The sequence below is a fragment of the Streptomyces sp. NPDC044002 genome, assembly GCF_056434525.1.
In genome coordinates, this window is record NZ_JBWKEZ010000056.1 from 18,342 (window position 1) to 42,337 (window position 23,996).

Sequence of the window (23,996 nt, forward strand, 5' to 3'; positions counted from 1 at the left end):
CGGCGTTCAGAATACTGAACGGTCCAGGAGGTAGCGGGCCATGGCAGGGACACCAGTCTGGAGTGTGGACCCCCGCACCGGGAAGCCGCGCGAGGAGGTTGCGGCGGAAGCCACACCCGAGGACGTGGACCGGGCGGTGCGCGCGGCCCACGACGCCCGCGCGGCCCTGGCGGACGCGGCCCTGCGGGCCCGTTTCCTGCGCACCGCCGCCGAGCTCCTCGACGGGGCCGGGCAGGCCGTGGTGGAGGCCGCCGACGCCGAGACCGCACTGGGCTCCGCCCGCCTCACCGGCGAGCTGGCCCGCACCACCGGCCAGCTGCGCGCCTTCGCCGACGCCGTCGAGGAGGGATCCCACCTCGACATCCGGATCGACCGGGCCGACCCCTCCCTCAGCCCGCCGCGCCCCGAACTGCGCCGCTACAAGGTGCCGCTGGGCGTGGTAGCCGTCTACGCCGCCTCCAACTTCCCGCTGGCCTTCTCCGTACCCGGCGGCGACACGGCGAGCGCGCTGGCCGCGGGCTGCCCGGTGGTGGTCAAGGCCCACCCCGACCACCCGGCCACCTCCGAGCTGTGCGCCTCGCTGCTGCGCCGGGCCGCGGTGGCGTGCGGGCTGCCGACGGAACTGGTCACCGTCCTGCACGGCTTCGACGCCGGGGTGGAACTGGTCCGCCACCCCCTGGTGTCCGCCGCCGGGTTCACCGGTTCCATCCGGGGCGGGAGGGCGCTCTTCGACGCGGCCGCCGCGCGGCCGGTGCCGATCCCCTTCCACGGCGAGCTCGGCTCCCTCAACCCCGTCGTGGTCACCCCGGCGGCCGCCGCCGAGCGCGCCGAGGAGATCGGCTCCGGGCTCGCGGGCTCGGTCACCCTCGGCGTGGGCCAGTTCTGCGTCAAGCCCGGCCTGGTCCTGGTCCCCGAGGGACCCGACGGCGACCGGCTCACCGGCGCTCTCGCCAAGTCCCTCGGCGAGAGCGGCCCCGGGGTCCTGCTCGACCACCGGATGCGGGAGAACTTCCTGTCCGGCGTCCGCGAACGGGCCGCCCTCCCCGGGGTCACCGCGCCCGTCACCCCCGGTCCGGGCGGCGAGCACACCGTCGGCGCCGGCTTCCTGAGCGTGCCCGCGGCCACCCTGCTGGAGGGCGGCGCCCACGGGGTGCTCCTGGAGGAGTGCTTCGGGCCCGTCACCGTCGTCGTCCGGTACGCCGCCCAGGACGAGGCCGCCGCGGTCCTGGACCGGCTCGGCGGGAACCTGAGCGCCACCCTGCAGCTCTCGCGGGCCGAGACCGAGGGCGCGCCCGGCCCGGCCGCCGCGCTGATCGCGCAGGTCACGGGGGTGGCCGGGCGGATCGTGGTGAACGGCTGGCCGACCGGCGTCGCGGTGGCCCCGGCCCAGCACCACGGCGGCCCGTACCCGGCGGCCACCTCGCACTCCACCTCCGTCGGCGGCACCGCCATCGAGCGGTGGCTGCGCCCGGTGGCCTACCAGTCGGTGCCCGACGCGCTGCTCCCGCCGGAGCTGCGCGAGGCCAACCCGCTGGGCCTGCCGCGCCGCGTGACCGGCACCGCGTAATTGCGTTGCCGCCCCGCCCGCCGGCGGGGCAGGCTGCGCCCCATGCCGAAGCCGCAGGGGTTCACGTACGAGGTGCACAGCGACCGCACCGTCCGCATCACGCACCGGGGCCGCGCCGCGGGCACCCTCCGGGGCGCCCGCGCCGACAAGTTCCTCGCCGAGGTCGAGTCCGGTGACGCGCAGCTGGTGATGGCCCGCTGGACCGGCTCCTACAAGTTCGGCAACGAGCGCGCCGCCCGCGACCACCCCCGCAACCGTCGCTGAAAATCCCGCCGAGGGTAAGGGAACGGCAAAGCCGCTCCGGTCGTTCTCCGGGCATGACCGCTATGACCCCTGGTTCCAACCTGCCGCTCGACACCGTCCGCGTGACGGTGGACGTGGCTGCCCCGGTGCGTCTCGACGTGTCGGGGCTCCTGCTCGCGGCGGACGGCAAGGTGCGCTCCGACGCCGACTTCATCTTCTACAACCAGCCCTCCGGGCCCGGTGTCAGCTACCGGTCCGGCGGCGGTTCGGCGCCGGACTCCATCACCGTGGACACCGGCGCGCTGCCGCCCGGCATCGAGCGGATCGTGGTCACGGCCAGTCCCGACGCCGCAGGGCAGAGCTTCCAGGGCATCGAGCCCACCGCCACCGTGCGGGACGCGGCCGGCGGCGCGGTGATCGCCACCTTCACCCCGCCGCAGCTCGGCCCGGAGACCGCGCTCGTGGTCGTGGAGATCTACCAGCGCGGCGGCGTCTGGAAGGTGCGCGCCGTCGGCCAGGGGTACGCCAACGGCCTCGCGGGCATCGCCACCGACTTCGGGGTCTCCGTGGACGAGGAGCCGGCCCCGCCGGCGGCGGCCGCCGCCCCGGTCACCCCGGTCACCCCGGCCGCTCCGGTCGCCGCCCCGGTCGCCCCGCCGGCACCCGCCGCGCCGCCGGCACCCGCCTCCGCCCCCGTCGGCGGTGGCGGCGGGAAGATCAACCTCGACAAGGGCCGGGTCAGCCTCCAGAAGAACCAGACCGTGTCCCTGGTCAAGGGCGGCCGCCCGCTGCTCTCACAGGTCAAGATGGGCCTGGGCTGGGAGCCGGCCTACGGCGGCCGCGACATCGACCTCGACGCCTCCGTCATCGCCTACGGCCCGCAGCGCAACTTCATCGACAGCTGCTACTTCGGCAAGCTGTCGATCCTCGGCGGAGCGATCAAGCACTCGGGCGACAACCTCACGGGTGACGGCGCCGGGGACGACGAGGTGATCGTCGTGGACCTGGGCCGGCTGCCCGCCGAGGCCACCGGCCTGGTCTTCACGGTGAACTCCTTCTCCGGCCAGAAGTTCACCGAGGTCGCCAAGGCCTACTGCCGGCTGATCGACGCGGCGAGCGGGGAGGAGCTGGTCCGCTTCGACCTCACCAGTGCCGAGCCGCAGACCGGGGTCATGATGGCCAAGCTCATCAAGCAGTTCTCCGGCGAATGGGAGATGACGGCCATGGGCGAGTTTGTGAAGTCCCGCACAGTGCGCGGCATGGTCAAGCCCGCCTCGCAGGCACTCTGAGCAGGTGGGCGGGCATATGCCGACACCGTGGAGCCGACGGGCGGCCGTCCGGGTGATGGATGCCACGCGTAATCCGGAGGTGGCTGTCAGTGCCCGCCCGTAGCCTTGGACCCATGCAGAACACACTCCAGCCCGCGGGTCCCGCGCGCCCGTCCGCCGCCGAGGCGAACGAGGCGATACGGCACCTCGTCGAGACCTGGGACGGGGAGTGGCCCTCGGAGGCGTACGAGTTCCTGCTCGAAGAGTGGGCAGTGGCCTCCCGCGCCGAGGAGCTGGCCGCCGTCCAGTAGCCGCCGCCCGGTAGCAGGCGGTCCCGGGGCACAGGGGTGCCCCGGGACCGCCTGCCCGGTGCCCGCGTCCCGCGTCAGCGCGGGGAGCGCCGCCAGGGGCCGGTGACGGCCAGCATGATGCCCGGGTCCTGGATGCTGGCGTACAGGGTGCGCCCGTCCGGGGAGAAACAGACCCCGGTGAATTCCGAGTACTCCGGCTTGTCGGCCGTACCGATGTTGAGTTCGTTGCGCGCCAGCGGGTAGACGCGGCCCGACTCCGTGGCGCCGAGCAGGTGTTGCAGGCCCTCGCCGTCCTCGGCGATGACCAGGCCGCCGTACGGCGACACCGTGATGTTGTCGGGGCCGTCGTAGCCGCCCTCCGCGCCCGGGTCCCGGTTGACGCCGATCAGGACGACGAGCCGGATCGTGCGCCGCTTGGGGTCGTAGAACCACACCTGGCCGTCGTGCGCGGCGCCCGGGCTCTCCTCGCGCGCGTAGGAGGAGACGAAGTAGGCGCCCCCGTCGGCCCACCACATGCCCTCCAGCTTGCGCGCCCGGGTCACGGCACCGGCCGCGAACTGCTTGCGCACCGAGAGGCTGCGCGCGTCCCGGTCGGTCACCTCCACCCAGTCGACCCCGTACACGGTGCCGGTCTTCGTGGCCCGCGAGAGGTCGTCCACGAAACGGCCCTGGCTGTCGAAGCACTTGGCGGCGGCGAGCACCCCGGCGTCGGGGGCGAGGGTGCGCAGCCGGCCGCGCCCGTGCCGGAAGCCGTGCGGCGGGGTCCAGCGGTAGAGCAGCCCGTTGGGGCCGGAGGCGTCCTCGGTCAGGTAGGCGTGGCCCTGGCGCGGGTCGATGACGACGGCCTCGTGGGCGTACCTTCCGAACGCCTTGACGGGCTGCGGGTCGCGGTTGGCCCGGCGGTCGTGCGGGTCGACCTCGAAGACGTAGCCGTGGTCCTTGGTCATGCCGTTCTTGCCGGCCAGGTCCTCGGTCTCCTCGCAGGTCAGCCAGGTGCCCCAGGGGGTGGATCCGCCCGCGCAGTTGGTCGACGTGCCGGCGACGCCCACCCATTCGGCTACCTCGCCGCCGCGCCGGACCTCCACGACGGTGCAGCCGCCGGACGCGGCCGGGTCGTAGACGAGGCCCTCCGCGAGCGGTACGGGGTGCGCCCAGCCGCTGCGCGGGCCCTTCAGCTCGTGGTTGTTGACGAGGAGGGTGACTCCGCGGTGCCCCTCGAAGGCGGCGGTCCCGTCGTGGTTGGACGGGGTGCTCTCCCCGGATTCGAGGGTGGTGACACCGCTGCGGGTGATCACGCGGTAGGTGAACCCGGCGGGCAGGGCGAGCAGTCCGGCGGGGTCGGGGAGGAGCGGCCCGTAGCCGGGGGCGTGCGGGCGGCCGTGGGCGTCGAGCGCGTCGGGCCGGGGGTCGTCCGCGGCGAGTGCCCCGGGGGCGGTGGCGAGGGCGCCGACCGTCCCGGTCAGTGCCACGCCCGCACCGGCGATGACGGTGCGGGCGTTGAAGTCTCTGCGGCTGAGGGGCATCGGGTCTCCAGGGGTGGGGAGGTGGTGCGCCTGGCGTACGGTCGCAGGCGCACACGCTCCCGCCCGTACGTGAACGGCGGCTGAACTACCCGCGAATGCGGGCCGAGTCCTTGCCGGTCGCCGGAATGGCGAGCTCCGGCCCCGGAATCGGCCTGTTGTGCACCCTCGCCGGAACCTCCCCCGGTGCCCCTTCCGCACCGCCGCTCCCCCGCCGGGAGCACCCGCCGGGAGCACCCGTCAGGGAGCACCCGTCCGAGCGCCCGCCGCCAACCGACGGGCGCCGCGCGGGCCGCCGTGCCGGTCAGGGCTGCCGGGAGCGGGCCTTGAACGCGGCCTTCCGCGCCTCCTTCGAGGCCTTCTTGTCCGGGTGCAGCCGGCCCATGGCCTCCAGGACGTACGCGGTGGCGGGGTGCTCCACCCGCCAGGCCTGCTCGAAGAACCCGGCGTGGTGCTCCGTCAGGCTCCGCATCAGCAGCGGCAGCTCCTCGGTCTCCCCGTCCGCCACGAGCTGCGCCGCGATGGTGTCCACCGTCAGCCAGAACACCATCGTCTCGTCCGGCGCCGGTACGTCGGCCACCCCGTGTTCGGCGAGCCAGACCCGGGCGAGCCCGCCGAGCTCCGGGTCGTCCAGGACGGCCCGCACCGCCGGCTCGGCCTCCGGCCCGGCCGGGGCGAGGGCCTGCTGGCAGCGCAGCCGGCGCAGCGGGGCGCCTTCGTCGTCACCGCGTGCGGCGGCCAGCAGTCCGGCGACGGCGTCCGGCAGTTCGCGGCCGGCCAGCCACTGCTCGATCTCGGCCTGGGCGGCGCCCTCCGGGTAGTAGGAGACGGCGTCGAGCAGCGCGTCGGCGCCCTTGTCGGCCAGTTCCCCGACTGCGGGGGCCTCGACCCCGGCTTCGAGCATCCGGGCGCGGACGCCGTACAGGCCGAGCGGGGTCAGCCGTACCATCCCGTACCGGGACACGTCCTCGTCGTCCTCCGGGCCCGCCGCGGCACCCTGCCCCGCCTCGCCGGGAGCGGGTTCGTCCGCCTCGGCGAGCAGCGCCTCGTCCACGGGGCGGTACTCGACGAGCCCGATGGGCTCCAGCTGCCGGAACTGGTCGTCGAGGCGCATCATCGCGTCCGAGACCTGCTCCAGGACGGCGTCGGTGGGGTCGCCCATCTCGTCGGGCACGATCATCGAGGCGGCGAGCACGGGCAGCGGAACCGGGCCCTCGCCGGCGCCGCCCTCGGTGACGGTGAGCAGGTAGAGGTTGGCGAGGACCCCGTCGAGGAAGTCCGCTTCCCGCTGGGGGTTCCAGTCGAGGCGGTCGAAGTCGATCTCGCCGCCCGCGTCGAGGGCGTCGACGAGGTCGTCCAGGTCGGGTACGGCGGCGTCCGCGAGGACGGTGTCCAGGGCGGCGAGCCACAGGTCGAGCACGTCGCCGGGCGCTCCGCCGGCGAGCAGTGCGAGGTCCTCGCCGGGGGTGGCGGTGCCGTACTCGGGCTCGCCCGCCTCGGCGCCGTCGCCGCTGTCCTCCTCCGGCTCGGTGACGTCGACGAGGCCGGTGTCCACGGCGACCCGCCAGGCCTGGCTCGCGTACACGGGCGAGTCCTCGTCGGCGGCGTCGAGGCCGAGGACGGTGACGGCCTCCGGCAGCTGGTCGGGGGCGAGTTCGCCGCCGACGTCCACGCGGGTGTCGGGGCCGGCCCAGCGGGCGAGGCGTACGGCGCGGGCGAACAGCGGGGCGACGAGGGCGTCGCGGGCCAGCTCCGCATCGGAGTGCAGCCGTACCGGCGGCAGCGTGGGGTGCGGCTCTGCGGACATGGGGTGGTTCTCCTCGGACGGGACGCACGGGGCAGTGGCGGCTGAGCGGTGGATCGGCTGAGCGGTGGATCGGCTGAGCGGTGGATCGGCTGAGCGGTGGATCGGCTGAGCGGTGGATCGGCTGAGCGGTGGATCGGCTGAGCGGTGGGTCGGCTGAGCGGTGGGTCGGGCGGGCCGGCGTCGTCCGGGCGGCGGGATCCGATGCCGTCCGGCCGTGTGGCCGAAAACACATGCGGACGGACCGTCAGGCCCGTTGCGGCGACCCAGCGTAGACGCAATCGGGGTGCGCCCGGCGGCCATCACCTTTGGTTCATCCCACAGTCAGCCTCCGTATCCCCTGGAGGCCTTGACAACGTCCCTGGTCACACAGGAAATTGACGCGCGTAGATGTACACGGGCCGTCAAGAGCCCGCACCTTCTCCTCCACACACCGGAGTTCCCGCCCATGCGCTCCTCGCATCCCCGTTCCGCCGCCGTCGCGGCCCTCGTCGCCACCGCCCTGGCCACCGGCCTGCTCGCGGGCACCGCCGACGCGGCCGAAGGCGCCGTGTCCGCCGATCCGATACGCATCCACGACATCCAGGGCACCACCCGGATCTCCCCCCTGAACGGCAAGCAGGTCGCCGACGTCCACGGCATCGTCACGGGCGTGCGCACCTACGGCTCGCGCGGCTTCTGGATCCAGGACCCGGACGCCGACGACAACCCGGCCACCAGCGAGGGCGTCTTCGTCTTCACCAGCTCCGTCCCGACCGTCGCCGTCGGCGACGCCGTGAAGGTCTCCGGCACGGTCGGCGAGTACGTCCCGGGAGGCGCGAACTCCGGCAACCAGTCCGTCACCCAGATCTCCAAGCCCACGGTGACGGTGCTCTCCTCGGGCAACGCCCTGCCCGCGGCCACCGCGGTCACCGAGTACTCCGTCCCCGCGGAGTACGCCCCCGCGGGCGACCCTGCGGCCGCCGGCAGCATCAACGGCCTGGCCCTGGAGCCCTCCCGCTACGCCCTGGACTTCTACGAGTCCCTGGAGGGCATGAACGTCAGGATCGGCACCTCGCGCGTGGTCGGCGCCACCGACGCGCACGGCGAGCTGTGGGTCACGGTCAAGGGCTGGGAGAACGCCGCCAAGCGCGGCGGCACCGTCTACGGCTCGTACGAGTCCCAGAACACCGGCCGCCTCCAGGTCCAGCAGCTCGCGCCGCTCGCGCAGCAGCCCTTCCCGGTGGCCAACGTCGGCGACAAGCTGACCGGCACCACCGAGGGCCCCCTGGACTTCAACCAGTTCGGCGGCTACACGCTGGTGGCGCGCACCCTCGGCACGGTCAAGGCGGGCACCCTGGCCCCGGAGAAGACCAAGGCCCAGTCGCCCGGCGAGCTCGCGGTGGCCACGTACAACGTGGAGAACCTCGACCCGACCGACCCGCAGGAGAAGTTCGACAACCTCGCGAAGGCGGTCGTGACCAACCTGGCCTCGCCCGACATCGTGGCCCTGGAGGAGATCCAGGACGACAACGGCGCCAAGAACGACGGCACCGTCTCGGCCGAGCAGACGCTGACGAAGTTCACCGAGGCGATCAAGGCGGCGGGCGGCCCGGCCTACCAGTGGCGCTCCATCACCCCCGAGAACAACAAGGACGGCGGCGAGCCCGGCGGCAACATCCGCCAGGTGTTCCTGTTCAACCCGGCGCGGGTCTCCTTCACCGACCGCGCCGCGGGCGACGCGGTGACGGCGACCGGTGTGACGACGGAGCGCGGCAAGGCCGCCCTGACCCACTCCCCCGGCCGGATCGACCCGGCGAACCCGGCGTGGGCCGACAGCCGCAAGCCGCTGGCCGGCGAGTTCCTCTTCCGCGGCCGCACGGTCTTCGTGATCGCCAACCACTTCGGCTCGAAGGGCGGCGACGAGGGCCTGACCTCGCACCACCAGCCGCCGGTGCGCAAGTCGGAGGAGAAGCGGCTCCTGCAGGCGCAGGCCGTCAACGGGTTCGTGAAGCAGCTGCTGGCGGTCGACAAGAACGCGGCCGTGCTCGCGGTCGGCGACATCAACGACTTCGAGTTCTCCGGCACGACGAAGGCGCTGGAGGACGGCGGCGCGCTGTACTCGGCGATCAAGTCGCTGCCGAAGGCGGAACGTTACTCTTACGTCTACCAGGGCAACGCCCAGGTGCTGGACCAGATCCTGACCAGCCCGTCGATCAAGAACTTCGCGTACGACAGCGTGCACATCAACGCCGAGTTCTCCGCGCAGAACAGCGACCACGACCCGCAGGTGCTGCGCTTCCGCCCGTAACCCGGGCCGCAGGGGCCCTGCCGCCGTACCCGGCCGGGCCCCTGCCACAATCCGGCCATGATCTTCCGCATCGCCACCCGCCGGGACCTGCCCGCCGTGCTCGCCCTGCTGGCCGACGAGGACCGGGTCCTGGACCCGGCCTCGGTCACCGTCGGCGCGGAGCACGAGCGGGCCTTCGCCGCCATCGCGGAGGACCCGCGCAACGAGGTGCTGGTCCTGACGGACCGCGGCGGGGCGGACGGGGAGACGGTCGTGGGCTGCCTCCAGCTGACGTACGTCCCGGGCCTCGGCCAGGGCGGCCGCGAGCGGGCCCTGGTGGAAGCCGTACGGATCCGCGCGGACCGGCGCGGCGGCGGCCTGGGCGCGGAGCTGATGCGCCTCGCGGTCGAGCGGGCCCGCGAACGCGGCTGCGGACTGGTCCAGCTGACCAGCAACAAGCGGCGCGGCGCGGCCCACCGGTTCTACGAGCGCCTGGGCTTCGCGCGCAGCCACGAGGGCTTCAAGCTGGTCCTCGAACCGTAGTCCGGCACAGGTCGGGACCTTCGGCCCTGGCGTGACGCTGGACACACAGGGGCCAAAATCTTCCGGTTGTGGTGTTGAGTGTCCCCACGCCCGAACTTGCCCTCCTTGTACCCCCGCACTCCCGGGAGGACCGCGTGTTCCCGTCCATGTCCCTCGCCCAGGAAATCGGCCTCGCCGTCCTCACCGTGGCCGTCATCGTGTGGGTCGTCGGTCTCGGCCACATGCTGTGGGACAGCCGCTTCCACCACCCGGAGCCAGGTGCCTACGAGGGCCTGCCGGTGATCCCGTCCCAGCGCACCGCGGCCACGCACCCGATGGAGTCGGTGGAGCTGACCGAGGCGGAGGAGCGGGCCTTCGCGGGCCTGATCCGCACGATCGCCCTGAACTGACCGGGCGCGCCCGCCCCCCTGGAACCTCCCGGAACGCCCCTCGCCCTCGCGGCGCGAGGGGCGTTCCGGCGCGTCCGGGCGGCGGCGCCGGCTTCGGTTGCGGGGCCGTTCACGCGCCCACCCGCTCGTCCAGTTCGACTGCGACAGCCACCCCTCGCGCCGCTGGTTCCTGCGCCTGGTGGGCTGAGCGTCCCGCCCGCCCGAACGGCGAGTGCCCTCCCGCGTACGGCGGGAGGGCACTCGGTGGTGACGCGGGGGCGGGCGCTGCCCGAGGCGTCAGTCGTTGCTGTGCAGGACCTCGTTGAGGCCGCCCCAGTTCGCCTTGTACGGGCGGGCCTCGACGGCGCCGGTGACCGAGTTGCGGCGGAAGAGGATGTTGTCGGCGCCGGAGAGCTCCAGGGCCTTGACGATCTGGCCGTCCGGCAGGGTCACCCGGGTGCCCGCGGTGACGTAGAGGCCGGCCTCGACGACGCACTCGTTGCCGAGCGCGATGCCGATGCCCGCCTCGGCGCCGACCAGGGTGCGCTCGCCGATCGAGATGATCTGCTTGCCGCCGCCCGAGAGGGTGCCCATGGTGGAGGCGCCGCCGCCGATGTCGGAGCCGTCGCCGACGACGACGCCCGCGGAGATGCGGCCCTCGACCATGGAGGTGCCCAGGGTGCCGGCGTTGAAGTTGACGAAGCCCTCGTGCATGACGGTGGTGCCCTCGGCGAGGTGCGCGCCGAGGCGGACGCGGTCGGCGTCGGCGATGCGCACGCCCTTGGGGGCGACGTAGTCGGTCATGCGCGGGAACTTGTCGATCGAGGTGACCTGGAGGTGCAGGCCCTCGGCGCGCGCGTTCAGCCGGACGGTCTCGACCTGGTCGACGGCGACGGGGCCGAGCGAGGTCCAGGCGACGTTGGTGAGCAGGCCGAAGACGCCGTCCAGGTTCTGGCCGTGCGGCTTGACCAGGCGGTGGCTCAGCAGGTGCAGGCGCAGGTACGCGTCGTGCGCGTCCAGCGGCTTGTCCTCCAGGGAGGCGATGACGGTGCGGACGGCTACGACCTCGACCCCGCGGACCGCGTCCGAGCGGACGGCCTTGGCCGCGGCGGCGCCGAGGAGCTCCACGGCCTGCTCGGCGGTGAGGCGCTCGGTGCCGGCCGGGCCGGGCGCGTCGGCCAGCTCGGGGGCGGGGAACCAGGTGTCGAGGACGGTGCCGTCGGCGGTGATGGTGGCAAGTCCGGCGGCGACGGCGCCGGTGGTACGCGTAGCAGTCATGCCAGAAACCTAACCGGCGACGGGCCGCGGTCGCGAACCGGTCTCATGTGCCGGGCGTGCGGCGTGTCGCTCCGCGCGCCGCCGGGCGGCGCGCGCCTCGGTGCGGTGCCGGGCCAGGACGACCGCGCCGGCGCCCGCCGCCAGGGCCGCGCACAGCGGCCACAGCAGGCCGGGGGCGGCCGCGTACAGGGCTCCGCCGGCGGGCGGGGCGAGGACGGTCCCGCTGACCGAGACCCCGGCGTACAGGCTCTGGAAGCGGCCGACGGCGTGCTCGGGCGCCTGGTCGGCGACGTAGGCGGTGGCGGTGGTCTTGTAGAGGATCTCGCCGAGGCTGAGCAGCACCATCATGGTGACGGCGGTCGCCACGCCGGCGCCGAGGAGCAGCGCCGCGTACCCGGCGCCGACCAGTACCAGTCCGCTTCCGATGACCGCCAGCGGCGGCCGGTCGCGCAGGGCGACGGCGGCGGGCAGTTCCAGCAGCAGGATGACGGCGCCGTTGAGGGCGACGATCAGCCCGAAGGCCCGTACGTCGAGGCCGTGGTCGGCGAGGTAGACGGGGAAGAGGGAGTACTGCTGGCGGTAGACCACGTCCACGACGAGGATCGCGCCGAGCAGCACCAGCACGCCGGGCCGCGCCCGCAGGGCGGCCCACACCCCGCCGCGGCCCAGACCCCCGTCCGGGGCCGCGGAGGGTGTGCGGGCGGCGCCGCGCGCCGGGACGACGCGGGCGGTCCAGGCGGCGAAGAAGAGGGTGCCGAGGCCGTCGGCGAGGAAGAGCCAGTCGTACGAGAGCCCGGAGGCGAGCAGGGCGCCCAGCGGCGGGCCGAGGGTGAAGCCGCCGTTGGAGACGCAGCGGACGACGGCGAAGGCCTGGCGGCGGGCCCCCTCGGGGACGGTGACGGCGACCAGGGCGGAGTTCGCCGCGCGGACGACGCCCGAGGCGTACTGGGCCACCGTCAGGGCGGCGTACAGCAGGGGGGTGGGCAGCACCGGGAAGGACATCAGGGCGAGCCCGCCGAGGGCGGAGGCGGCGAGCAGCACCCGGCGGTGGCCGAAGCGGTCGCCGTACCAGCCGCCCGTGAAGTTGCCGGCGACGAGTCCGATGCCGCCGATGCCGGTGGCCAGGCCCGCCTGGGCGGCGCCGAGGCCGCGGGGGCCGGTCAGGTAGAGGAAGACGAAGACGAAGGTGAAGCTGACGACGGCGTTGACGAAGACCCCCGCAGCCAGCAGCCACACGACCCTCGGTACGTCCTTGAACCCCTGCACACCCTGCAGCACGCCGTGTCCCCCGTATCCGCCGTAGTGAGTTCCTTTTGGGAACGGACTATGTCAGCATGACAGCCTTGGGTCAACGGACAAAGGAGTTCCCATGGCCCAGCGCACGCACCTCGGCGACGCGGACTGCTCCATCGCCCAGGCCCTCGACGTCGTGGGCGACTGGTGGACGCTGCTGATCGTGCGGGACACCGCGCGCGGCCTGTACCGCTTCGACGAGCTCCAGCGCGAGCTGGGGGTGTCCCGGAAGGTGCTCGCCGAGCGGCTGAAGCTGCTGGTCGAGGCCGGGGTGCTGACGCGCGAGCCGTACCAGGAACGCCCGGTGCGGCACGAGTACCGGCTGACCCCGCGCGGGCGGGGGCTGCTGCCGGTCCTGGTGGCCCTCCAGGACTGGGGAGACACCTGGGTCCTGGGAGAGGGAGAGATGACGGCGACGACCGAAGAGTCCTCGAAGGAAGCCGTACGCGTCCACGCGCTGCGCGGCACCCGGCTGCCGGAGCTGCTGCTGCCGGACCGTTTCGGCGAGCTCCGCGACCCCGTGGCGGACACCCCGTTCACCGTCCTGTACTGCTTCCCCGGCGCCTACGCCCGGGCCGAGTCCTACCCGCCCGGGTGGGCCGGGATCCCGGGCGCGAAGGGCTGCACGCTCGAATCGTGCACGTTCCGCGACCAGTTGGCGGAGTTCACCGCCGCCGGCGCCACCGTGCACGGCGTCTCCACCCAGCGGCCGGACGAGCAGCGGGAGTTCGCCGAGCAGGAGCGGCTGCGCTTCCCGCTGCTGTCGGACGCCGGGCTGGACCTGGTGACGGCGCTCCGGCTGCCGACGTTCCGCGCGGCGGGGGTGAGCCGGATCAAGCGGCTGACGCTGGTCGTGGACCGGGAGCGGGTGGTGCGGGAGGTGTTCTACCCGGTGACCGACATCGAGGCGAGCGTGGCGGCGGCGCTGGCGTCGGTACGTTCCGCGGGTTAGCGGGTGCGGGGCGGCGCGGGTGCGGGCCCGGGGCGGCGCAGGTGCGGGCCCGGGGCGGCGCAGGTGGCCGCTGCGCGGGGCCGGTTCCCCTACCCGCCCTTCCACCGTTCCCCGGGCTGCGCCCCGGACCCCCTGGGGGCTGCGCCCCGGACCCCCGCGCCTCAAACGCCGGCGAGGCTGGAATGTGCCGGCTGGGGCCGGAGAGCGCCGGCGGGGCTGGATTTCGCGCAGCGAAATTCCAGCCCGCGCTGGGGGCACCTCCCAGCGGTAGCTGGGGGAGTTTGAGCGCACCGGGCGCGCAGCGCCCGGCTCTTCCAGCCCCGCCGGCGTTTGAGGCGCGGGGGTCCGGGGCGCAGCCCCGGGGAACGGGCGAAGGTCGGGGAGGGGCGAGCCCACCAGGACCCCGCCGGGAGGCTACGGCAGGACGCGGCCGAGGATCTCGCGGGCGTAGCCCTCCTCGTACGGGGTGCCCGTCAGCAGGACCTGGAGGCTGATGCCGTCCATCACGGCCACCAGGGCCCGCGCCGTGAGCGGGTCCGTGTGCTCCGCCAGGGCCACCGTCACCGCCTCGCACCATTCCGCGGCGACCGGCCGCAGCGCCGGCCGGCGCAGGGCGGCCAGGTAGAGCTCGTACTCCAGCTCCGCCCGCCCCCGGTCCGCCTCCAGGACCTCCCCCAGCAGCCGCGCCAGCGCACCGGCGAGGTCCTCGCCCCCGCGCACCTCCAGCACGGGCGCCCACGCCTCGTTGGCCTGCCGCAGCGCGGCGATCAGCAGGTCGTCCAGGGTCTTGAAGTGGTACGTCGTCGAGCCCAGCGGCACGTCCGCCTCCGCCGCCGCGCTGCGGTGGCTGAGCCCCGCGATCCCCTTGGCCCCCACCACCCGGATCGCGGCGTCGATGATCCGCTGCCGGCGGCCGGGGTCGTGGCGGCGCGCTCCGGCGGCCATCAGTGCGCCGCCCCGCCCAGGTTCAGCAGCACCACGCCGCCGATGACCAGCGTGATCCCGGCGATCTTCGCGGCGGAGGCGGTCTCCCCCAGGAACACCATCCCTATGGCGGCGATGGCGGCGGTGCCGACCCCGGCCCAGATCGCGTACGCCGTGCCCACCGACATCGACTTCAGCGTCCGGGCGAGCAGGGTGAAGGCGATGGCGTACCCCAGCAGGGTGCCCAGCGAGGGCCACAGCCGGGTGAATCCGTCGCTGTACTTCATGGCGGTGGTCCCGGCGACCTCCGCGGCTATGGCCATGGCGAGCAGCACGTAAGGCATGTGTACAACAGTACACATCGATGCGTACACATGTACACGCGCACGGGCGGTCACAGCCGGGCCCATCGGAGCTACGGTGGCCCCCTCAGGGGACGGGGGCCGCTCATGGCACAGCATTGGACCCATGCGGGCGGCGGCTGGCTGCCCCCGCGACGGCCCCGGCCCGGTGTGGTGCCGCTGCGGCCCCTGGGGCCCGGGGAGATCCTCGGCGGTGCCGCCACCACCCTGCGCCGGTACGGCGGAACGCTGTGCGGCGCACTGCTCCTCGGCCAGCTCGCGGGGGCCCTGCTGGTCGCCGCGGCGGCCGGGGCGGCCACCCTGGCCTCCCTCAGCCGCAGCTCCGGCAGCCGGGTCTTCGTCTGGACCCTGTTCCCGGCGGCGGCCCTGTTCCTGCTGTTCACCTGCGCCCTGGCCACCGCCCTGATCGCGGTGCTGCTGCGCCCGGCGGTGCTCGGCCGTGCCGTGACCGTGCCGGGGCTGCTGCGGGCGGCGCTCACCCGGACCCCGGCCGTCCTCGGGGCTCAGCTGCTGGCGCTGCTCGCCGCGGCGGCCCCGGTCGTGGCGGCCGGGGCGGCCGGGCTGCCGGCGCTCGCACTGCTGCCGCTGCTCCCGGTGGCCCTCTGGCTCGGGGTGCTGTTCGCCCTGGCGCCCACCGCCGCCGGGTACGAGGGGCTGCGGCCGGTGGCCGCGCTGCGGCGTTCGGCGCGCCTGGTGCGGGGCGCCTGGTGGCGGACCCTCGGGGTGACGGCTCCGGCGGTGGCGTTCACCTGCGCGGCCGGGTGGGCGCTCCAGGCCTGGTTCGGCCTGGCGGGGGCGCTGTCGGCGCTGGTGCTGCTGCCGGCCTTCCCGCAGCTGCCCGCCGGGCTGCTCTACGTGGACCGGCTGATCCGCCGCGAGCACCTCGCCGAGGCGCTCGCGACGGACCCCGGCGCCGGGGCGTTCAGTTCAGGGTGAACCAGGCCGCGCGGGCCTTCTTCCACTCCGGGTGCGTGAGGTCCTTGGCCTCGGTGCCGTCGCCGTACAGGTCGGCGGAGCCGCTGTCGGTGACGACCTGGACCCGGGCGCCGGGCGCGGTCAGGTCCGGCACCTCCACGATGGCCTCCCAGCCGCCGGGGTCGGTGGTGGGCAGGTCGGCCCGCTTGACGGGGGCGTGGCCCGGGACGCCGTCCCACTGGTAGAGGGCGTACGGGTCGGAATTGTCGTCGGCCGCCCAGGAGCCCGCCAGGATCAGGTACTGGCCCGCGGCGTTCTTCTTGACGTCCCGCACCGACAGCCCGCCGAGGTCGAGCTCGACGCCGGGGCCGAAGACGGCCTTGGCACCGCTCGCCAGCACCTGGTCGAAGTTGGTGACCGGCACGAGCAGGGCCTTGCCGCCCGGCACGGCCGGGGCGAGCGGCGCGCGGAAGCCGAGGTAGGCGGTGGTGGTGGAGCCGGGCGCGAACTCCAGGCCCTCCACGTTGAACCCGTCGATCTGCTTCGGCGCCTCGCCGGCCGCCGTGCCCGCCGCGAAGCCGTACCGGTTGCCGTTCGCGGTGTCCCAGGCGACGAGGTCGTCGCGGAGCTTCTTGTACGAGCGCCCGTACGCGAGCTGCGTACCCGGGCCGGAGCCGCTGACCGTGGTGGTGAACACCGTGTTGCGGGGCGCCTTGTACTCGCCGTCCTTGTTGTTGCCGAGGGAGCCGGTCCAGTAGATGGTGTTCCCGATCCGGGTGGCGCCCTCGATGTCCACCTCCTTGGTGACGCCGAGCTGGGAGCTGAAGTCCCAGGTGCGCACGGGGGCGGCGGAGCGGGAACGGTCGTACAGGCGCAGCACGTTGTTCTCGTCGTCGGCGACGACGGTGTAGCCGCCGCCGACGTCGACGGCGGCCGAGGAGTCGGAGGCGCCGCTGAAGTAGCGGGCGTCGGCCGGGTTCTGGACGGCGGCGGACGCGGCGTAGGAGAGGGTCTTGGTGGCGGTCTTGCCGCCGAGCCCGGTGACCTTGATCGTCAGGCTGGTGTAACCGCGGCCGCGCGCGGTGACGGCGAGCTGCCGCACGGCCCCGGCACCGGTGACGGTGACGTCCCCGGTGCCGGCGACGGAGGCCTTGCTGGAGGCGGAGGCGCTGACGGTCAGCGCGGAGACGTCGGCGCCGCTCTGCCCGACGGTCACGTCGACGGTCTGGTCGCCGACCCCGTTCACGGAGCCGGACAGGTAGCCGGCGGACAGCGAGATGGTCGGGGTCCCGTACGTGACCGCGTGCGCGGGCATGACCGTCGCGGCGGTGATCAGTGCGGCGGTGCCCGCGGCGCCCGCGATGCCGAGCTGCTTCTTCAAGGTGACGTCCTCTCCTTCACGGCGTCACGCTGTGACGGCCGTCGAGAAGATTCGGCCATGGCGGCCAACTCCCGGTGCACGTCACGCGTCGGCCCGGAGAACCCCGGACAACCCCCGAGAACAGGGAGGGCCCCCGGCACGACCGTGCCGGGGGCCCTCAGGCGCAGGCGCCGCTCAGACGTTGAAGCCGAGCGCGCGCAGCTGCTCACGGCCGTCGTCCGTGATCTTGTCCGGGCCCCACGGGGGCATCCAGACCCAGTTGATCCGGAGTTCGTTGACGATGCCCTCGGTCGCCGACTTCGCCTGGTCCTCGATGACGTCCGTCAGCGGGCAGGCCGCCGAGGTCAGGGTCATGTCGAGGGTGGCGATGTTCGCGTCGTCGATGTGGATGCCGTAGATCAGGCCCAGGTTGACGACGTCGATGCCCAGCTCGGGGTCGACCACGTCGTAGAGGGCCTCGCGGACCTCCTCCTCGGTGGCCGGCTTGATCGACGCCTCGGGCGTCGCGTTCTCGGTCATGCCGTCTTCCTCTCCGCGTCGCCCAGCACCTGGGCGGTCGCGTCCTTCCACGCCATCCAGCTCAGCAGAGCACACTTCACGCGCGCCGGATACTTGGAGACGCCGGCGAACGCGACCGCGTCCTCCAGCACCTCCTCCATCTCCTCGTCCGGCTCCAGCTTGCCCTTGGACTGCATCAGCTCCAGGAACACGCCCTGGATCTTCTGCGCCTCGGAGAGTTCCTTGCCGACCAGCAGCTCGTTCAGCACGGACGCGCTGGCCTGGCTGATGGAGCAGCCCTGGCCCTCGTAGGAGACGTCGGTGAGCGTCTGCCCGTCGTACTTCACGCGGAGCGTGATCTCGTCGCCGCACGTCGGGTTGACGTGGTGCACCTCGGCGTCGCCGTCGCGCAGGCCGCGCCCGTGCGGGTGCTTGTAGTGGTCCAGGATCAGTTCCTGGTACATCGAATCCAGCTTCACAGCCTCGTCCTCGTCGCCTTCGTCAGCCGAAGAAGTTCCGTACGTGCTCCAGCCCGTCGATCAGCGCGTCGACCTCGGCGGGAGAGGAGTACAGGTAGAAAGACGCTCGCGTGGTCGCGGGAATTCCGTACCGGAGGCACACGGGGCGCGCGCAGTGGTGTCCCACGCGGACCGCGATGCCCTGCTCGTCCAGCACCTGGCCCACGTCGTGCGGGTGGATGTCGCCGAGCGTGAAGGAGATCGCCGCGCCGCGGTCCTCGGCCGTGGTCGGGCCGATGATCCGCAGGTCGGGCACCTCCAGGAGGCGCTTGACCGCGTACTCGGTGATCGCGTGCTCGTGCGCGGCGATGTTCTCCATGCCGATCGAGGTCAGGTAGTCCACGGCCGCGCCGAGGCCGACGGCCTGGGCGATCGGGGGCGTGCCGGCCTCGAACTTGTGGGGCGCCGGGGCGTAGGTGGAGGAGTGCATCGAGACGGTCTCGATCATCTCGCCGCCACCGAGGAACGGGGGCAGGTCCTCCAGGAGCTCCTGGCGGCCCCACAGGACGCCGATGCCGGTCGGGCCGCACATCTTGTGGCCGGTGAAGGCCACGAAGTCGGCGCCGAGGGCCTGGACGTCCAGCGGCATGTGCGGAGCGGCCTGCGAGGCGTCGATCAGCACCAGCGCGCCGACCTCCTGGGCGCGGCGGACGATCGCCTCGACCGGGTTGACGGTGCCCAGGATGTTGGAGACCAGCGTGAAGGAGACGATCTTCGTCTTCTCCGTGATGACCTCTTCGATGTTGGACAGGTCGAGGCGGCCGTCGTCGGTGAGGCCGAACCACTTCAGCTTCGCGCCGGTGCGCTGCGAGAGCAGCTGCCACGGGACGATGTTGGAGTGGTGCTCCATCTCCGTGATGGCGATCTCGGTGTCGCGGTCGACCCGGTAGGGCTCGTCGGCCCAGCCGAGCATGTTCGCGACCAGGTTGAGCGACTCCGAGGCGTTCTTCGTGAAGATCACCTCGTCGCGGCTCGGCGCGTTGATGAAGGCGGCGACCTTGTCGCGGGCGCCCTCGTACAGTGCCGTGGCCTCCTCGGCGAGCACGTGCACGCCGCGGTGGACGTTGGCGTTGTGCCGCTCGTAGTACGCGTTCAGCGCGTCGAGCACCTGGCGCGGCTTCTGCGAGGTCGCAGCGTTGTCCAGGTAGACGATCTTCTTCCCGTCGTGGACCACACGATCCAGCAGGGGGAAGTCCTTGCGGATCGCCTCGATGTCGAGGAGGCCAGGCAGCTGTGTCACGCGGTCGCGCCACCCTTCACGTACTTGTCGTAGCCCTCGTTCTCCAGCTGGTCGGCGAGCTCGGCGCCGCCGGACTCGGCGATGCGGCCGTTCGCGAACACGTGCACGAAGTCGGGCTTGATGTAGCGCAGGATGCGCGTGTAGTGGGTGATCAGCAGGGTGCCGACCTCACCGGTCTCGCGGACGCGGTTGACGCCCTCGGAGACGATGCGCAGGGCGTCGACGTCGAGGCCGGAGTCGGTCTCGTCGAGGATCGCGATCTTCGGCTTGAGGAGCTCCAGCTGGAGGATCTCGTGGCGCTTCTTCTCACCGCCGGAGAAGCCCTCGTTGACGTTGCGCTCGGCGAAGGCCGGGTCCATCTGGAGCTGCTCCATCGCGGACTTGACCTCCTTCACCCAGGTGCGCAGCTTGGGGGCCTCGCCGCGGATGGCGGTGGCGGAGGTGCGCAGGAAGTTGGAGACCGAGACGCCGGGGACCTCGACCGGGTACTGCATGGCGAGGAAGACGCCGGCGCGGGCGCGCTCGTCGACGGACATCTCCAGGACGTCTTCGCCGTCGAGGGTCACGGTGCCACCGGTGATGGTGTACTTCGGGTGACCGGCGAGGGAGTACGCCAGGGTGGACTTGCCGGAGCCGTTGGGGCCCATGATGGCGTGCGTCTCACCCTGCTTGACCGTCAGGTCGACACCCTTGAGGATCTCGCGGGCGCCGTTCTCGGCCTCGACGGAGACGTGCAGGTCGTGGATTTCAAGCGTTGCCATGGGTACCTCAGGACTCCTGGGTGAGGGAGACGAGCACGTCGTCCCCTTCGATCTTGACGGGGTAAACGGGGACGGGGCGCGTCGCGGGCAGACCGGAGGGCTTGCCGGTGCGCAGGTCGAAGGCCGACCCGTGCAGCCAGCACTCGATCATGCAGTCCTCGACCTCACCCTCCGAGAGCGAGACGTTCGCGTGCGAGCAGATGTCGTTGATCGCGAACACCTCCCCCTCGGTGGAGACGATGGACACCGGCGTGCCGTCGAGTTCCACCCGCTTGGGGGTGTTCTCCTCCAGCTCGCTCAGCGCACAGGCCTTGACGTACGTCATCAGACGGCCGCCGCCAGCTCGGCCTCGATCTTCGCGATGAGGCGCTCCTCGATGTCCGCGACACCGATCTGCTGGACGAGCTCGGCGAAGAAGCCGCGCACGACCAGGCGGCGGGCCTCGTCGGCCGGGATGCCGCGGGCCTGGAGGTAGAAGAGCTGCTCGTCGTCGAAGCGGCCGGTCGCGGAGGCGTGGCCGGCGCCGACGATCTCGCCGGTCTCGATCTCCAGGTTCGGCACCGAGTCGACGCGCGCGCCGTCCGTGAGGACGAGGTTGCGGTTCATCTCGTAGGTGTCGGTGCCCTCGGCGGTCTTCTCGATGAGCACGTCACCGATCCAGACGGCGTGGGCGTCCTGGCCCTGGAGCGCGCCCTTGTAGACCACGTTGGACTTGCAGTGCGGGGCGTCGTGGGTGACCAGGAGGCGGTGCTCCTGGTGCTGGCCCGCGTCCGTGAAGTAGACGCCGAGCATCTCGGCCTCGCCGCCGGGGCCCGCGTAGCTGACGCGCGGGTGCAGGCGGACCAGGTCGCCGCCGAAGGTCACGACGACGGACTTGAAGCTGGCGTCGCGGCCGATGAGGGCGTTGTGCTGCGAGGTGTGGACCGCGGTGTCGTCCCAGTCCTGGACGGACACGAAGGTCACCTTGGCGCCGTCGCCGACGAGGATGTCGACGTTGGCGGCGCGGACGCCGTCGCCGGTGTGGTCGATCACGATGATCGCCTCGGCGAAGGGCTTGATGTCGAAGACGGTGTGCCCGAAGGTCGTGCCGCCCTCACCGTGGAGCGCGACCCGGATGGGCTCGGCGAGCACGGTCTCCTTGGGCACGGTGACGACCGTGGCCTTGGCGAACGAGGAGAAGGCCTGGGCGGCGACGCGGTCGACGGGGGTGCCGGCCTTGCCGATCCGCTCGTCGTCGCGCTCGACGGACTCGACCGTCACGCCCTCGGGGGCGTCGATCTGGGCCTTCATGGTGCCGTTGGCGACCGCGGTGCCGTCGTGCAGGCCCTTGAGGCGGGCCAGCGGGGTGAACCGCCACTCCTCCTCGCGGCCGTGCGGAACGGGGAAGTCGGCCACGTCGAAGGACGGGGGCGCGCTCATCCGGGTGGCGACGGTGGACTCGGCGGCCACCGCGATCGCGCCGGCGGTGGTGGAGCCCGCCGGAATGTTCTGAGCCTCAGCCATGGCTGTCGTCTTGCTCTCTTCCATACGTGTGACGAATGTGCTGCGGGGCGGGGGCGGCCGGGGTGAGCCGGCCGCCGTCGGGACTAGCCGACCGAGCCCTCCATCTGCAGCTCGATGAGCCGGTTGAGCTCCAGCGCGTACTCCATCGGCAGCTCCTTCGCGATCGGCTCGACGAAGCCGCGCACGATCATGGCCATGGCCTCGAACTCGGTGAGCCCGCGCTGCATCAGGTAGAAGAGCTGGTCGTCGGAGACCTTGGAGACGGTGGCCTCGTGGCCCATCGTCACGTCGTCCTCGCGGACGTCCACGTAGGGGTAGGTGTCCGAGCGGGAGATGGTGTCGACGAGGAGCGCGTCGCACAGCACGTTGGACTTGGAGCCCGCGGCGCCCTCGCCGATCTCGACCAGACCGCGGTAGGAGGTGCGGCCGCCGCCTCGCGCCACCGACTTGGAGACGATGTTGGAGGAGGTGTTCGGCGCCATGTGGACCATCTTGGAACCGGCGTCCTGGTGCTGGCCCTCGCCGGCGAAGGCGATGGACAGGGTCTCGCCCTTGGCGTGCTCGCCCATCAGGTAGACGGCCGGGTACTTCATGGTGACCTTGGAACCGATGTTGCCGTCGATCCACTCCATGGTCGCGCCCTCGTACGCCACGGCGCGCTTGGTGACCAGGTTGTAGACGTTGTTCGACCAGTTCTGGATGGTCGTGTAGCGGCAGCGGCCGCCCTTCTTCACGATGATCTCGACGACGGCGCTGTGCAGCGAGTCCGAGGAGTAGATCGGGGCGGTGCAGCCCTCGACGTAGTGGACGTAGGCGTCCTCGTCGACGATGATCAGCGTCCGCTCGAACTGGCCCATGTTCTCCGTGTTGATGCGGAAGTAGGCCTGGAGCGGGATGTCCACGTGGACACCCTTGGGGACGTAGATGAAGGAGCCGCCCGACCACACGGCGGTGTTCAGCGAGGCGAACTTGTTGTCACCGACCGGGATGACCGTGCCGAAGTACTCCTGGAAGAGCTCCGGGTGCTCCTTGAGCGCGGTGTCCGTGTCGAGGAAGATGACGCCCTGCTCCTCCAGGTCCTCGCGGATCTGGTGGTAGACGACCTCGGACTCGTACTGGGCCGCGACACCGGCGACGAGGCGCTGCTTCTCCGCCTCCGGGATGCCGAGCTTGTCGTACGTGTTCTTGATGTCCTCGGGCAGTTCCTCCCAGGAAGCGGCCTGCTTCTCGGTGGAACGCACGAAGTACTTGATGTTGTCGAAGTCGATGCCGGAGAGGTCGGAACCCCACATCGGCATGGGCTTCTTGTCGAACAGCTTGAGGCCCTTGAGGCGGAGGTTCAGCATCCACTCCGGCTCGGACTTCTTCGCCGAGATGTCGCGGACGACGTCCTCGGACAGACCCCGCTTGGCAGCGGCACCGGCCGCGTCGGAGTCGGCCCAGCCGTACTCGTAGTTGCCCAGACCCTCGAGCTCAGGGTGAGCAGTCTCCGTGGTCATGCGGGGTTCCTCCCGGCCGTACTTGCAGATGCTGATGTGTCGGTCTGTGTGGCGCTTCGCGGGATGAACGTGGTGCACACCCCGTCGCCGTGGGCGATCGTGGCGAGGCGCTGCACATGCGTCCCGAGCAGGCGGGAGAAGACCTCGGTCTCCGCCTCGCAGAGCTGCGGGAACTGCTCGGCGACATGTGCGACCGGGCAGTGGTGCTGACAGAGCTGTTCACCGCTGTGCGGACCGGGAGCGCTCTTCGCCGTAGCAGCGTACCCGTCCGCGGTCAACGCCTTGGCCAGGGCCTCGGTGCGGGCCGCGGGGGCGGCCGCCTCCACGGCTTCCCGGTAGCTCCGCGCCTGCGTCTCCATCCGCGCCCTCGCGAAGGCGGCCACGGCCGCCTCGCCCTCCTCGCCCCCTCCGACGGACTGCGCGATCCAGCGCAGGGCGTCCGCGGCGAGGGTGTCGTAGGACTGGTCGAAGGCGTCCCGGCCGCAGTCGGTCAGCGCGAAGACCTTGGCGGGCCGGCCCCGGGTGCGCGTGCCGTACACACGCTGCTCACGGGGTGCGACCACGTCGTCGGCGACGAGCGTGTCGAGGTGGCGGCGGACGGCGGCCTGGGTGAGGCCTAGGCGCTGCGCGAGGTCGGCGACGGTGGAGGGGCCGTGGTCCAGGATGGACCTCGCGACCCGGTTGCGGGTTGACCGCTCCCCGGTCGCGAGTTCCCCCTGGGGGGCCTCGCTCATCCGTTCGCCGTTTTTCACAACGCCATTGTTGCGTAATTAAGCGAGCCCCGACAAGCCGTGACGGACGCCACGCCCGGTGGCGTCCATCACTAAGGGTTACCTTATTTGTCTACGGAGAGTTAATCGGTAGATGGAATTCCGTTTCCATTTCCTCCGGAAGAAGCCGTGCCCGCCGGACGGTGTTCGAATCAATTCCGCCTTTCCCACCCCGTCCACCCCGGGGCCCGGGCCCTCTTCCCCGGCTC

Annotated in this window: 24 protein-coding genes; 9 read left to right on the plus strand and 15 right to left on the minus strand. The window is 72.4% G+C overall.

The features are described from left to right. Positions 1–40 precede the first annotated feature (40 nt). From AC07A6_RS31535 to AC07A6_RS31550, 4 genes are all read left to right on the plus strand, one after another. On the plus strand, positions 41–1,567 hold the full coding sequence (locus AC07A6_RS31535) for an aldehyde dehydrogenase (NADP(+)) (RefSeq protein ID WP_478779417.1): 1,527 nt from the start codon (positions 41–43) through the stop codon (positions 1,565–1,567). A 42-nt stretch (positions 1,568–1,609) separates the two neighbouring features. Then, entirely contained in the window at positions 1,610–1,831 is a 222-nt protein-coding gene (locus AC07A6_RS31540) for a hypothetical protein (protein ID WP_478779418.1), read from the plus strand. A 53-nt stretch (positions 1,832–1,884) separates the two neighbouring features. Continuing rightward, positions 1,885–3,099 (plus strand): TerD family protein, encoded by a 1,215-nt coding sequence (locus AC07A6_RS31545; protein WP_478779419.1) that lies wholly within the window; start codon positions 1,885–1,887, stop codon positions 3,097–3,099. A gap of 113 nt (positions 3,100–3,212) precedes the next feature. Further along, positions 3,213–3,389: a hypothetical protein gene (locus AC07A6_RS31550; protein WP_185911353.1), complete on the plus strand. Its 177-nt coding sequence runs from the start codon at positions 3,213–3,215 to the stop codon at positions 3,387–3,389. A 74-nt stretch (positions 3,390–3,463) separates the two neighbouring features. On the opposite strand, the gene AC07A6_RS31555 is transcribed toward AC07A6_RS31550, so the two are convergent. After that, entirely contained in the window at positions 3,464–4,912 is a 1,449-nt protein-coding gene (locus AC07A6_RS31555) for an alkaline phosphatase PhoX (RefSeq protein ID WP_478779420.1), read from the minus strand. Between the two features lie 301 nt (positions 4,913–5,213). Beyond that, the gene (locus AC07A6_RS31560; protein WP_362470620.1) at positions 5,214–6,716 is read right to left on the minus strand and encodes a hypothetical protein; all 1,503 of its coding nucleotides are present in this window, start codon (positions 6,714–6,716) and stop codon (positions 5,214–5,216) included. Between the two features lie 445 nt (positions 6,717–7,161). On the opposite strand from AC07A6_RS31560, the gene AC07A6_RS31565 reads away from it, so the two are divergent. The 3 genes from AC07A6_RS31565 (at position 7,162) to AC07A6_RS31575 (ending at position 9,914) form a co-directional block, all read left to right on the plus strand. Continuing rightward, positions 7,162–9,003, plus strand: a complete 1,842-nt coding sequence (locus tag AC07A6_RS31565) for an endonuclease/exonuclease/phosphatase family protein (RefSeq protein WP_478779421.1) — start codon at positions 7,162–7,164, stop codon at positions 9,001–9,003. Positions 9,004–9,060: 57 nt separating this feature from the next. Further along, positions 9,061–9,525 carry a GNAT family N-acetyltransferase gene (locus AC07A6_RS31570; protein ID WP_362470615.1) on the plus strand — a complete coding sequence of 155 codons (465 nt, stop codon included), beginning with the start codon at positions 9,061–9,063 and terminating at the stop codon, positions 9,523–9,525. 134 nt (positions 9,526–9,659) lie between these two features. Next, entirely contained in the window at positions 9,660–9,914 is a 255-nt protein-coding gene (locus AC07A6_RS31575) for a hypothetical protein (protein ID WP_478779422.1), read from the plus strand. Positions 9,915–10,190: 276 nt separating this feature from the next. On the opposite strand, the gene dapD is transcribed toward AC07A6_RS31575, so the two are convergent. Together dapD and AC07A6_RS31585 are read right to left on the minus strand one after the other, a co-directional pair. Next, entirely contained in the window at positions 10,191–11,171 is a 981-nt protein-coding gene (gene dapD / locus AC07A6_RS31580; protein ID WP_125818925.1) for a 2,3,4,5-tetrahydropyridine-2,6-dicarboxylate N-succinyltransferase, read from the minus strand. Positions 11,172–11,180: 9 nt separating this feature from the next. Continuing rightward, entirely contained in the window at positions 11,181–12,446 is a 1,266-nt protein-coding gene (locus AC07A6_RS31585; RefSeq protein ID WP_478779434.1) for an MFS transporter, read from the minus strand. A 94-nt stretch (positions 12,447–12,540) separates the two neighbouring features. Between AC07A6_RS31585 and AC07A6_RS31590 the strand changes: the two genes are divergently transcribed. Next, positions 12,541–13,416: a winged helix-turn-helix transcriptional regulator gene (locus AC07A6_RS31590; protein ID WP_478779423.1), complete on the plus strand. Its 876-nt coding sequence runs from the start codon at positions 12,541–12,543 to the stop codon at positions 13,414–13,416. Positions 13,417–13,830: 414 nt separating this feature from the next. On the opposite strand, the gene AC07A6_RS31595 is transcribed toward AC07A6_RS31590, so the two are convergent. Together AC07A6_RS31595 and AC07A6_RS31600 are read right to left on the minus strand one after the other, a co-directional pair. Further along, entirely contained in the window at positions 13,831–14,361 is a 531-nt protein-coding gene (locus tag AC07A6_RS31595) for a TetR/AcrR family transcriptional regulator (RefSeq protein ID WP_478779424.1), read from the minus strand. Continuing rightward, positions 14,361–14,684: a DMT family transporter gene (locus AC07A6_RS31600; protein WP_478779425.1), complete on the minus strand. Its 324-nt coding sequence runs from the start codon at positions 14,682–14,684 to the stop codon at positions 14,361–14,363. Before AC07A6_RS31600 ends, AC07A6_RS31595 begins: the two co-directional genes overlap by 1 nt. Before the next feature lie 105 nt (positions 14,685–14,789). On the opposite strand from AC07A6_RS31600, the gene AC07A6_RS31605 reads away from it, so the two are divergent. Next, positions 14,790–15,638, plus strand: a complete 849-nt coding sequence (locus AC07A6_RS31605; RefSeq protein WP_478779426.1) for a hypothetical protein — start codon at positions 14,790–14,792, stop codon at positions 15,636–15,638. Here AC07A6_RS31605 and AC07A6_RS31610 read toward each other — a convergent pair. The 9 genes from AC07A6_RS31610 to AC07A6_RS31650 all read right to left on the minus strand — a co-directional run bounded on the left by AC07A6_RS31610 (position 15,625) and on the right by AC07A6_RS31650 (position 23,751). Further along, complete coding sequence (locus tag AC07A6_RS31610) at positions 15,625–16,932, minus strand: hypothetical protein (RefSeq protein WP_478779435.1); 1,308 nt, start codon at positions 16,930–16,932, stop codon at positions 15,625–15,627. The genes AC07A6_RS31605 and AC07A6_RS31610 overlap by 14 nt on opposite strands. A 240-nt stretch (positions 16,933–17,172) precedes the next feature. Next, entirely contained in the window at positions 17,173–17,517 is a 345-nt protein-coding gene (locus AC07A6_RS31615) for a metal-sulfur cluster assembly factor (protein ID WP_007263433.1), read from the minus strand. Further along, positions 17,514–17,975, minus strand: coding sequence for a Fe-S cluster assembly sulfur transfer protein SufU (gene sufU / locus AC07A6_RS31620; protein ID WP_362468570.1), 462 nt, complete (start codon positions 17,973–17,975; stop codon positions 17,514–17,516). Before sufU ends, AC07A6_RS31615 begins: the two co-directional genes overlap by 4 nt. A gap of 22 nt (positions 17,976–17,997) precedes the next feature. Continuing rightward, the gene (locus AC07A6_RS31625) at positions 17,998–19,254 is read right to left on the minus strand and encodes a cysteine desulfurase (protein WP_362468568.1); all 1,257 of its coding nucleotides are present in this window, start codon (positions 19,252–19,254) and stop codon (positions 17,998–18,000) included. Next, positions 19,251–20,015 (minus strand): Fe-S cluster assembly ATPase SufC, encoded by a 765-nt coding sequence (gene sufC, locus AC07A6_RS31630; protein ID WP_030846240.1) that lies wholly within the window; start codon positions 20,013–20,015, stop codon positions 19,251–19,253. The genes AC07A6_RS31625 and sufC overlap by 4 nt, the downstream gene beginning before the upstream one ends. 7 nt (positions 20,016–20,022) lie before the next feature. After that, the gene (locus AC07A6_RS31635) at positions 20,023–20,340 is read right to left on the minus strand and encodes a bifunctional 3-phenylpropionate/cinnamic acid dioxygenase ferredoxin subunit (RefSeq protein WP_042820167.1); all 318 of its coding nucleotides are present in this window, start codon (positions 20,338–20,340) and stop codon (positions 20,023–20,025) included. Continuing rightward, positions 20,340–21,518 (minus strand): Fe-S cluster assembly protein SufD, encoded by a 1,179-nt coding sequence (sufD, locus tag AC07A6_RS31640; protein WP_362468565.1) that lies wholly within the window; start codon positions 21,516–21,518, stop codon positions 20,340–20,342. The genes AC07A6_RS31635 and sufD overlap by 1 nt, the downstream gene beginning before the upstream one ends. Before the next feature lie 83 nt (positions 21,519–21,601). Further along, complete coding sequence (sufB, locus tag AC07A6_RS31645; protein ID WP_362468563.1) at positions 21,602–23,017, minus strand: Fe-S cluster assembly protein SufB; 1,416 nt, start codon at positions 23,015–23,017, stop codon at positions 21,602–21,604. Beyond that, a complete protein-coding gene (locus AC07A6_RS31650) occupies positions 23,014–23,751 on the minus strand; it encodes a helix-turn-helix transcriptional regulator (protein WP_362468584.1) in 738 nt (245 codons plus the stop codon). Before AC07A6_RS31650 ends, sufB begins: the two co-directional genes overlap by 4 nt. Positions 23,752–23,996: the final 245 nt, after the last annotated feature.